Here is a 9,559-nt window from a genome sequence, read left to right as displayed (position 1 = left end):
GAGGAACGGGAGGCATGAGCGGCCGGGGATTCTAGACGGCTTCGGGCCCGCGCGGGCTGTCTGTCTGAAGCCGATGCCCGGCTGGTGGACGGCCGGGCACGGTGCGGCACGTCTACACGAGGTGCTGGCGCTACCGTTTGACCGCCCAGATTCCTACCTGGCCCGACCCCTCCGCCCAGGCGACGGACCGTCCATCCTGGGTGAACACCGCTGGGCTGGCGTGCATGTCGCTGCAGTCGGAGTACGAAAAGAGGTCCGCGCCATCCGCGACACCGACGATGCAGAACCCCCCATTGTCTGTTCCGACGGCCAGGAGCAATCCGTCGGGGCTGAAGTCCAGGCGATAGGCCCCTGGGGCAGGGCCCTCCAAGGTGCGGACGACGGCCGCCCGGTCCGCGTCAATCAGGAGGATCCGGTCAACGGACGTGCCGGCGGCGAGGAGTCGCGTGGATGGCGCGAAGCTCACGTCCCAGATGTGGAAAGCCTCGTCGGGAATGACTGCGTACCGTCTACCGGTCTGGGTGTTCCAGAGCATGACCCTCGCCTGGGAAGCGCCATCCGGTTGCACAACGGACGTTCCCGCCGCTGCAACGGTTCCATCCTCGGAGAGTGCACAGCCATGAATCCGCGCGGAAACTGATTCCAGTTCCCGCACGGGCCTCCAGTGGCCCACATCCCAAAGCAAGAGCCGCCCCCCGCTGTCTGCGATGAGCAGCGTGTCACCCTGGGAGCCCAGGCACATGTCCGCGACGGACAGTTCAAGCTTCGTGCTTCGCAGCAAGGCCCCATTGCTTGCGGCCCACTCCTGCAACTCGCCCCCGACCGTGACCGAGAGAACCACCTGACCGCCTGGCGGAACCACCGCTGCCACTCCTCGTGGGAGAGGAAGGGTTGTTCGCGCGGCGGATGTCATGTCTTGAAGGGCCCACCAGCGTAATCGTTCGGCCCCTCCGTGCTCCACGGAAACCAGGAGGTTGGCGCTGTTGTCGCAGAACAGCATCTGTCCACGATAGGTGGGCCCCGCTCCGGGCTCGCCGAACTGGCGTATCTGTTCCAGATGCTTCGCGTTACCAGGCGTCAAAATGGAAGAGCTCATGGGCAGGGTTCCAAAGACTACGGCCGCCCTCCCCGTGACGGGAAGGACGGCCGAGTCATGACTTCGATGTGGATGCTGCGTCAGTCGCCTTCGTAGATGCCGATGAGGCCCGGGGTGACGACACCGGTCTTCTCGTTCTTGACGCCCTCGAAGGCGACGAGCACGCGGCGCTTGCCGGCGGAGCGGTCGAACTGGATGTCAGACACGCTGCTGAAGGAGGTGACCGTGTTGCCGAAGACGTCACCGCTGTACTTCACCGTGCTGCCGCCCTTCAGGCGGGTGATGCCACCCCACCAGTTGGCGCCCACCCAGAGGCTGCCATCCCACGGGTCCGTCGCGATGGAGGAGGTCGGCGCCATCGCGGGGGTGGTGCCCTTGGCCGGCGTGTAGTTGACCAGGTCCTGCATCACCTTGGTCTGCACGGTGCCGTCAGCGCTCAGGCGGGCCAGGCCGTAAAAGAAGGAGCTGACCCAGACGTCGCCGCTGCCGCTGCCCGCCATGGCCATGCCGGAGACGTTGTCGTCCACGCGCTCTTCAGGCTTGGGGTAGTTCGGCACCTTGTCGGCCCAGATGTCGAAGCGGTTCCACTCATAACCCTTGTCTTCGGTCTGTGACTGGGCATCCCAGAAGTCGAAGTTGTTCGTGCCGTAGCGGAAGCGCGTGGAGCGGATCTGCCCACCGAAGAAGACGTCGTGGTTCTCGGTGATGGCGATGCCGTAGTAGCGGTCCGACAGCAGCTCGCCCTTGGGGCCGGAGATGGCCGGGTGTGCGTGCTCGTACATGCCCGCGCAACCGTAATCCCACTTCACGGGATCCTCCCCAGGAGCGGGCTTGGTATTCCAGGGACGGGGATCCCAGCAGTAGGCGGGAACGACGCCGTTGAACTTCGCATCGCCCATGGCGAAGCCGTGGTTGCCGCCAAACCAGACGACCTCCTTCACCGGGTCATAGGCGATCCGGTAGATGGTGCAGAGCTTCTCGCGGCCACGCATTTCCGCGCCCACCGTGTTGGGGCCGCTGTGGATGTCATAGTGCATGACATCAATCGAGCCGTCGGCCTTGAGCGTCACCCTGTCCGCGTCGCCGCTCTTGTAGACGCTCGCGTCCGGCTCCCGCTTGTCAATGAGGGCCTGGTCCCACTCATCCTCGCAGGTGGGCATGCCCGCCTTGGGCGGCTTGCCGGCGTAGCCGACAAACACCGTGCCCGCCGGGCCGCCCGCCACGGAGATGACCTTGAGGTACGGCACGCCCGGCGGTGGGCTGCCCACGCCGTCGCGCATGCTGCCGTAGGGGCGCAGGCCGTCGGACATCGTGAAGCGCTGGATGGTGTTGGAGCCCTTCCTGATGAGGAACAGGCCTTCCTCTCCGCCCGCGACCCAGATGTTGCCGCCCTGGTCCGCGGTGATGCCGTAGACGTAGCGCGGCGCTCCCTGCTCCTGGTTGTAGAACGTCCAGCCCGGAGCCGAGGGGCGGGGATAGGTCTGGATCTTCTCCGGAACCCCCGCGTCCGTCCCCGCATCCGTCCCGGTGCCCGCATCCGTCCCGGTGCCCGCGTCCGTGCCCGCGTCGACCGTGCCGGTGCCCGCGTCCACTTCACCCGTGCCCGCGTCGGGGACCTGCGTGCCCGCGTCCACCTCACCCGTGCCGGCGTCCGGCAGCCGCGGGTCCTCGTCCACGGGCGTGACTGGCACCTCCACCCGGGTCGTGTCCTTGTCGTCCCCTCCGCAGCCCGTCCACCCCAGCGCTCCCGCCAGGAGGAGCGCCCCCGTCCACCGCCACCCGTGCTTCATATTGACGTCCACCTCACACTGGTCCGGGGAAGGTCCCCCGGCGCGAAGCCATTGTTCGCGCCCATCAAGGCAAGGAGGGTGCCAGCCCCTTAAGGCCGCCAACCGTCGGAACACGGGCAGTGCGCGCCGGCCGAGCGATACCGGGTGGGCAACCCTTTACCCACGGTGTGAACGCGGGAGTCCCGAAGCGGCCCCCAACCGTGCTAGGGCCTGGGCAATGGCAGGGAACGACGCACGCGGCCGCACCCCGCTGTCCCTCGTGGGACAGGAGCCGGACCTCGTCTTCTACACACGGCAGGCGGCCGAGCACGGCGGACCCGTGCTCGTGCTGGGCGCCGCGAATGGCCGGGTGCCCTGGGCGCTCGCGGGCCATGGCTTCTCCACCGTGGGTGTGGACCCCTCGGAGGCGATGATCCGCTCCGCCGAGGAGCGCCGCGCCTCCGAATCCCCGGACGTCTCCGCGCGCACGCGCCTCATCGCCACGGACCCCCGCGCGCTGCGGCTGGAGGAGCAGTTCCCCCTGGTGCTCGCCCCGCAGCACGCGCTGGGCCTCATGTCCGGCCCTGATGACCTGGAGGCGTTCCTCGCCACCGTGCGCCACCACCTGGCCCCCGGCGGCACCTTCATCTACGACGTGCTCAACGCCCCGCGCGAACCCGTGCTGCCGCGCGACGACGACGAGCCCGGCGCCGCCGTGGAGCCCCGCCGCCCCCTCTTCGCCCTGCACCTGCGCGAGCGGCGCCCCGCGGGCGGCCAGAGCCCCATCCGCCGCCTCAAGCTGAAGCACTTCCTGCCGGAGGAGCTGGAGAACGCCCTCATCGCCAGCGGCCTCACCCTGCGCGAGCGCTACGGCCGCTTCGACGGCAAGCCCTTCGACCTGGAGGACCTGCGGCAGATTGGCGTCGCCGGGGCGTGAGCGCCGCTACCGCTCGAAGCGGTAGCCCAGGCCGCGCACCGTGAGGAAGTGCCGGGGCGCTTCCGGGTCGGCCTCGAACTTCAGCCGCAGCTGGCGCATGAAGTTGTCCACCGTGCGCGCGCTGCCCTCGTAGTGGTAGCCCCACGCGCCGGACAGCAGCTCCTCGCGGGTGAAGGTGCGGCCCGGGTGGGCCAGGAAGTGCGCCAGCAGCTTGAACTCCTGCGCCGTCAGCTCCACCGGCTGCCCGTCGCGCGCCACCGTGCGCTGGGACAGGTCCACCTTCACGTCCCCGAACGTCACCGGCGGCGGCGTGGTGCCCGTGGCCCCGAACCGGCGGCGCAGCACCGCCTTGATGCGCGCGAGCAGCTCCTGGAGCCCGAAGGGCTTCACCACGTAGTCATCCGCGCCCAGGTTGAGGCCCAGAATCTTGTCCGACTCCTGGCCCCGCGCGGACAGCACCACCACGGGCGTGTCCCGGCCGCGCTGGCGCAGCTCGCGGATGACCTCGTAGCCGTTCAGCTCCGGCAGCATCAGGTCCAGCACCAGCAGGTCCGGCGCCTCGTCCAGCGCCTTGGCCAGGCCGGTGCGGCCGTCCTGGGCCTGGAGCACTTCGTAGCCCTCGAAGCGCAGGTTCATGGACACGCCGGTGAGGATGGACAGGTCGTCCTCCACCACCAGGATGCGCTGGGGCTTTTCGTCTGAAGGAACGGACGTGCTCATTCGCGGGTCACCGGAAGCTGGAGGGTGAAGCAGCTGCCCTGGCCGGGCTCGCTCTTCACGGTGATGCGGCCGCCGTGCGCGTCCACGATGCGCTTGCTGATGGCGAGCCCCAGGCCGCTGCCCTCCGTCTTGCGCGTGAGCAGGTTGTCCACCCGGTAGAAGCGCTCGAAGATGCGCTTGCGGTCCTTCCTGGCGATTCCCACCCCGTTGTCCTCCACCGACAGGTTCACGTATCCGCCGTCTCTCTGTGCCCGGAGGGCGATTCTGCGGTTCGTGGGCCCACTGTACTTGTAGGCATTCTGCAACAGGTTGAGCAGCGCGCCCGCCACCGCGACCCGGTCCACCTCCACGTGCGGCAGGTTGTCGTCCACCTTCACGGTGAACTCCATGCCGTCGCCGTGACGCTGCGTGCGGAAGGCCGCCACCGCCACGTCCACCACGTTCGTCACCGGCAGGGACTCGCGCTGGTACACCTTGCGGCCGCTCTCGATGCGCGCCCAGTCCAGCACCCGCTCGATGAGGTCCGACAGGCGCTCGGTCTCCTTCGTGAGCAGGTCCAGCACCTCCTGCTGCTGCGCCGGGTCCTTGAGCCGGCCCAGGGCCAGCGTCTCGATGAACATCCGGATGGAGGTGAGCGGCGTGCGCAGTTCATGGCTCACCAGCGACACGAAGTCCGTCTTCATGCGTGACAGGCGCGCCTCGCGGTAGAGCACGCGCGCCGTGTAGCCCACGCCGAAGGTGAGCGTCAGGTAGAACAGGCCCAGGAGCACGCCGTACACGACGCGGTTGCGCGTGGACGCGCTCGCCACCGGGTCCTCGCCCAGGGGCAGCACCACCAGGCGGAAGTCCTGCAGGGGCGCGGACAGCACCCGCTCCGCGAGCACCGGCGGCCCCAGCGCGTTCTGCCGCGCCTGCGCCACCTCCGACATCAGCCGGTTGACGAGGCCACCCTCGCTGGACGCGTCGCGAGGCACGGGCAACAGCGTGAAGCGCACCGGCTCCGACGTGGCCCGGCCCTGCGCCTTGTCCGACAGGAGCGCGTCCAGCGCGATGTTCGACAGCCGCACGCCCCGCACGGTGGCGCCCTGGCGCTCCGCGGCCACCATCACGGTGCGGCCGTTGGTGGCGAGCGAGAAGACGGTGGGCACCGTGGGCAGCGAGGCGGCCTCCGGCACCAGCGCCGCCAGGGCCTCCGCCAGCTGCGGGTCCTTCGTGCGGACCAGGCCGTTCTCCACGTGGAAGGTGCCTTCGGGGTCGGACAGCTCCTGCTCGTCCGGCAGGACGAACGCCAGCCGGTCCCCCCACTGCTCCAGCCGTCCGCTGCTGAGCGCGCGCGGCACCTCCGCGGACAGGTCCGCCAGCGTCCCCCGCCACGCGGCCTCCAGGCGCTTCTCCACGGCGGCGCGCTCGTTGATGATGGCCACGACGCCGAAGCCGGACAGGCCGGCCGAGGGCAGCACGACCAGCAGGATGAGCAGCGCGAACGTACGCCGGAAGCTGAGGATGACGGGCGCGGGTCGGGACACGGCTCCTGAGTGTCTACACGCGACCGGGGCCGGGTGCTCGCGGCTTTTGGGGGAGGGGGGACTCTTCCCGACATTGTCCGGAGCCACACGGCGGGTGGAGAAGGCGTCGACTTCCGGTGGCCGGCTGGGCGAGCATGCGGCTCCCGGGAAGGCGTGTGAGCAGGGCCGGCACGCTTCCGGACAGGCCGTGGGGCATGCGCGCGGGGTGGGGCTGGAGGAACGCGCGCGAGTCTCCCGCGGGAGGGGATGGCATTTCCGATGCGACGGCAGGGATGGGCCGCGCTGTGCGCGGTGACGACGCTGGTGCTGTCGGGTTGCAAGGAGCGCGAGGTGGCGGGCACCTGGAGCAACGCCTCCGGGTCCGTGGCGCTCAGCCGGGATGACTCGCTGCTCTACGTGGTGGACGCGGACAACGGCATCCTCGCCGTGGTGGACACCGCGCGCCGGGAGAAGGTGTCCGAGGTGCGGGTGGGCCCGCGTCCGGAGCGCGTGACGGTGGGCCCGGACGACACCGTGTACGTGACGAACCGGGGCGGCAGGAGCGTGTCCGTCATCCGCAAGGGCGACGCGGTGGAGGCCGCGCGCATCCCGGTGGGCGTGGAGCCCACGGGGCTCGCGGTGTCGCCGGATGGGCGCACGCTGTACGTGGTGAACAGCGCCACGCGGGAGTCCGCCGCGCGGGGCAGCCTCACCGCCATCGACACGGACACGCTCACGGCGCGCTGGGAGCTGCCGCTGGGCGAGGAGCCGCGCGGCATCGCGCTCCTGGAGGACGGCCGCAAGGCGGCGGTGTCCCTGTTCCGGCAGGGCGACGTGGTGACGGTGGACCTGTCGGACGGGAACAAGCCCCGGGTGATGCGCGGCGGCACGGACCTGCTCGCGAAGGCGAACCGGCCGTCGTCCTTCACGTCCGGCGGGGGCTCCTCGTCGTTCGATGAGCCGCCGTCCGTGGACACGGGCCCGCGCACCTTCCGGTCGCGCGGCATGGTGGACCTCTTGAGCACGCCGGACGGCCGGCGCCTCTTCGCGCCGGTGCTGTGGTCGCGCGAGGATCCGCTGGGCGGGCCCGTGGATGGCCGCGGCCCCGACACGGGGGACTCCATGTACGGCGGCGGGACGCCGTGCGGCGCGGCGGCGGGTGGCGGCGTGGTGGCCGCGGGGCTCGTCACCTTCGACGCGGAGGATGAAGCGCCCCGGCCGGTGGTGGACGACCTGGACGAGTGCAGGCCGCCGCCGGAGGAGAAGCCGGACTACCCCACGTCGCTCATCGCGAGCCCCGCGTTCGACGCGCCCCTGCAGGGGCCTTCGGCGGCGGTGGTGGACCCCACGGGCGCGTGGCTGTTCCTGGTGAACCAGGACTCGAACAACGTGGCCATCCTGCCCTCGTGGCGCCGCTCCGGTTCGGACCTGGTGAACGAGGCGAGCCCGGTGCGGCAGCTGATTGCCGTGGGGGCGGGCCCCAACGGCATCGCGATGACGCGCGATGGGCGCAAGGCGTACGTCTACAACGCGTTCGACCACACGGTCACCACGCTGGGGTCCAGCGGCAACGAGTGGGGCGACATCCGCGAGGAGGGTGAGCGCCTGGTCATCGCGGGCGACACGCTGTCGCCCATGGCGGCGGAGGGCCGGCGGCTGTTCTTCAGCGCGGTGGACCGGCGGATGACCAGCCCGGCGGTGGCGGTGTCCTGTGCGTCGTGCCACCTGGAGGGCCGCGAGGATGGCCACGTGTGGGGCTTCCCGGACGGCCCGCGCCAGACGCCCAGCCTGGCGGGGCGCATGACGACGGCGACGGCGCCCTTCCACTGGAGCGGCGAGTTCTCCGCGTTGGGGGACTTCATGAGCGCCACGGTGAAGGACCGCATGGGCGGCCAGGAGCTGAACGAGGACACGGTGGCGAAGCTGGGCGCGTTCATCGACGCCATCCCCGCGCCGGACAACGCGTTCCGGGGCGAGCCGCTGACGGAGTCGCAGGCGCGAGGCGCGGCCCTCTTCACGCAGGCGAAGTGCGACACGTGTCACACGGGCGCTGCGCTCACGGACAACCGCAACGTGGACGTGGGCACGTTCGTGCGCACGGGTGAGCTGCAGGACGCGGTGGCGGTCATCAAGGCGGGGCTCAACACGCCGTCGCTGCTGGGCGTGGGCCGCACCGCGCCGTACCTGCATGACGGCAGCGCGCCCACGCTCAAGGCCCGCTTGATGAACGGCCGTGAGTCGAACCAGCACGGCATGACCGCGCAGCTGTCCGACGCGGACATGGACGACCTGGTCGCGTACCTGGAGACGCTGTAGCCCGTGACTGGCGGGGGGCCTGGGTGCACGGGGAGCTGGTGGCCGGATCCAGAAGAGGCCGGCCTCGCGGGTCACTGACCGTCGGATCCCGAGGCCGGTGCCGCCGGCTCGGACTGCGAGGGTGTCGCGGGTGGCGGCGCCGGAGTCGACGGCTTCGGCGTCTCGGGCGCGGGCGGTGTCGCGGCAGGCACCGTCGCAGGCGGTGTGGCTGCCGGCGGCTTCTGCGTCACCGGTGCGGGTGCGGTCGGCGCGGGCTTCTGCACGGGCCTCTGCGGAGCCGGCACGACGGGACGAGGGGAGGGGACCACCGGTGGCGGCGTCACGGCGCGCGTTCCCGACGGCGCGGAGAGCGTGGCCGTCGTCCCCGCTCGCGGCGTGGTGAGGCTGTCCAGCGGCTCCAGCGGCGCATCCAGCAGCAGGCTGTCCCCCGCGTCGACCGGAGGCTCCGTGCCCGCGTCCGCTTCCACCACGCCGTGATGCGACGTCACCGCGAGACGGGCCACGTCCAGCGCGCGGTCCGGGTCATCCCCCAGCCAGGTCACGATGACGACGCACGGCGTGTCGTCATCCCACGTCACCACCTGCGTCATGCCCTGCACGGGATTGCGGCGCGCGGCGGCCTTGCCCAGCGCCGGGACCTCCTCGCCGCCCGCGTTCAACGTGGGCGCGAGCAGCGCGCGGACATCCGCGTTCGCGTAGCTCGGCTGGCAGTCATACGCCACCGACACGGACACGTCCGCCTGCGCCGCCGGACGCAGCGAGCACACCGGCCCGCACGTGGGACACGCGCGGTCCTCCTTCATCGTGAAGCCGTTCAGCGTGAGGTCGCGCAGGTCCGCCGGCAGCAGCTCCTCGCACGAGGGCAGCATCAACGGCGACGGCCGCCCCGGCAGTCCGGTGGCCCCCGCGTCCGACGCCGCCGTGCCCGCACCGGGCCTGCTGCACGCGCCCAGGGCGAGCGCCATCAGCAGTGCACCCCGTCCGAACCTCATCCCGTTGGCTCTCCTCGCCGACGCCATGCGCGCGGGCGCGGATGGTAGACCGTGCCCGGCCCCCGTCATCAGCATTGTGGCGCGGCTGCCACTTTCCGGACGCGACCGGATGGCGGGGGAGTGGGCAGGCTTTGCCTCGTTCAGCGCCAGGGCGTGGGCTAGGCTGCCTGCCTTCCTCCATGCGCCTCCCCGGTCTCCTCAGCCTGTCGCTCCTGGCCCTGGCG

7 protein-coding genes are annotated in these 9,559 nt (G+C 70.9%); 2 read left to right on the top strand and 5 right to left on the bottom strand.

Annotated elements, in window-relative coordinates; translation table 11 throughout:
* Positions 1 to 130: 130 nt before the first annotated feature.
* Both D7X55_RS29060 and D7X55_RS29055 read right to left on the bottom strand, forming a co-directional pair.
* Positions 131 to 1,096: a WD40 repeat domain-containing protein gene (locus tag D7X55_RS29060; RefSeq protein ID WP_147470249.1), complete on the bottom strand. Its 966-nt coding sequence runs from the start codon at positions 1,094 to 1,096 to the stop codon at positions 131 to 133.
* A gap of 80 nt (positions 1,097 to 1,176) precedes the next feature.
* Positions 1,177 to 2,886, bottom strand: coding sequence for a hypothetical protein (locus D7X55_RS29055; RefSeq protein ID WP_121724756.1), 1,710 nt, complete (start codon positions 2,884 to 2,886; stop codon positions 1,177 to 1,179).
* Between the two features lie 217 nt (positions 2,887 to 3,103).
* Between D7X55_RS29055 and D7X55_RS29050 the strand changes: the two genes are divergently transcribed.
* Positions 3,104 to 3,802: a bifunctional 2-polyprenyl-6-hydroxyphenol methylase/3-demethylubiquinol 3-O-methyltransferase UbiG gene (locus D7X55_RS29050; protein WP_120549398.1), complete on the top strand. Its 699-nt coding sequence runs from the start codon at positions 3,104 to 3,106 to the stop codon at positions 3,800 to 3,802.
* A gap of 6 nt (positions 3,803 to 3,808) precedes the next feature.
* On the opposite strand, the gene D7X55_RS29045 is transcribed toward D7X55_RS29050, so the two are convergent.
* Together D7X55_RS29045 and D7X55_RS29040 are read right to left on the bottom strand one after the other, a co-directional pair.
* The gene (locus tag D7X55_RS29045; RefSeq protein ID WP_120549397.1) at positions 3,809 to 4,522 is read right to left on the bottom strand and encodes a response regulator transcription factor; all 714 of its coding nucleotides are present in this window, start codon (positions 4,520 to 4,522) and stop codon (positions 3,809 to 3,811) included.
* Positions 4,519 to 6,048: a cell wall metabolism sensor histidine kinase WalK gene (locus D7X55_RS29040; RefSeq protein ID WP_121724755.1), complete on the bottom strand. Its 1,530-nt coding sequence runs from the start codon at positions 6,046 to 6,048 to the stop codon at positions 4,519 to 4,521. Before D7X55_RS29040 ends, D7X55_RS29045 begins: the two co-directional genes overlap by 4 nt.
* Positions 6,049 to 6,306: 258 nt before the next feature.
* Between D7X55_RS29040 and D7X55_RS29035 the strand changes: the two genes are divergently transcribed.
* The gene (locus D7X55_RS29035) at positions 6,307 to 8,343 is read left to right on the top strand and encodes a c-type cytochrome (RefSeq protein WP_121724754.1); all 2,037 of its coding nucleotides are present in this window, start codon (positions 6,307 to 6,309) and stop codon (positions 8,341 to 8,343) included.
* A 71-nt stretch (positions 8,344 to 8,414) separates the two neighbouring features.
* On the opposite strand, the gene D7X55_RS44230 is transcribed toward D7X55_RS29035, so the two are convergent.
* Entirely contained in the window at positions 8,415 to 9,335 is a 921-nt protein-coding gene (locus D7X55_RS44230; RefSeq protein WP_199747199.1) for a hypothetical protein, read from the bottom strand.
* Positions 9,336 to 9,559: the final 224 nt, after the last annotated feature.

The sequence above is a fragment of the Corallococcus sp. AB049A genome, from assembly GCF_003668885.1.
Classification (GTDB): domain Bacteria; phylum Myxococcota; class Myxococcia; order Myxococcales; family Myxococcaceae; genus Corallococcus; species Corallococcus interemptor.
This window is presented reverse-complemented; position numbering and strand designations above follow the sequence as displayed.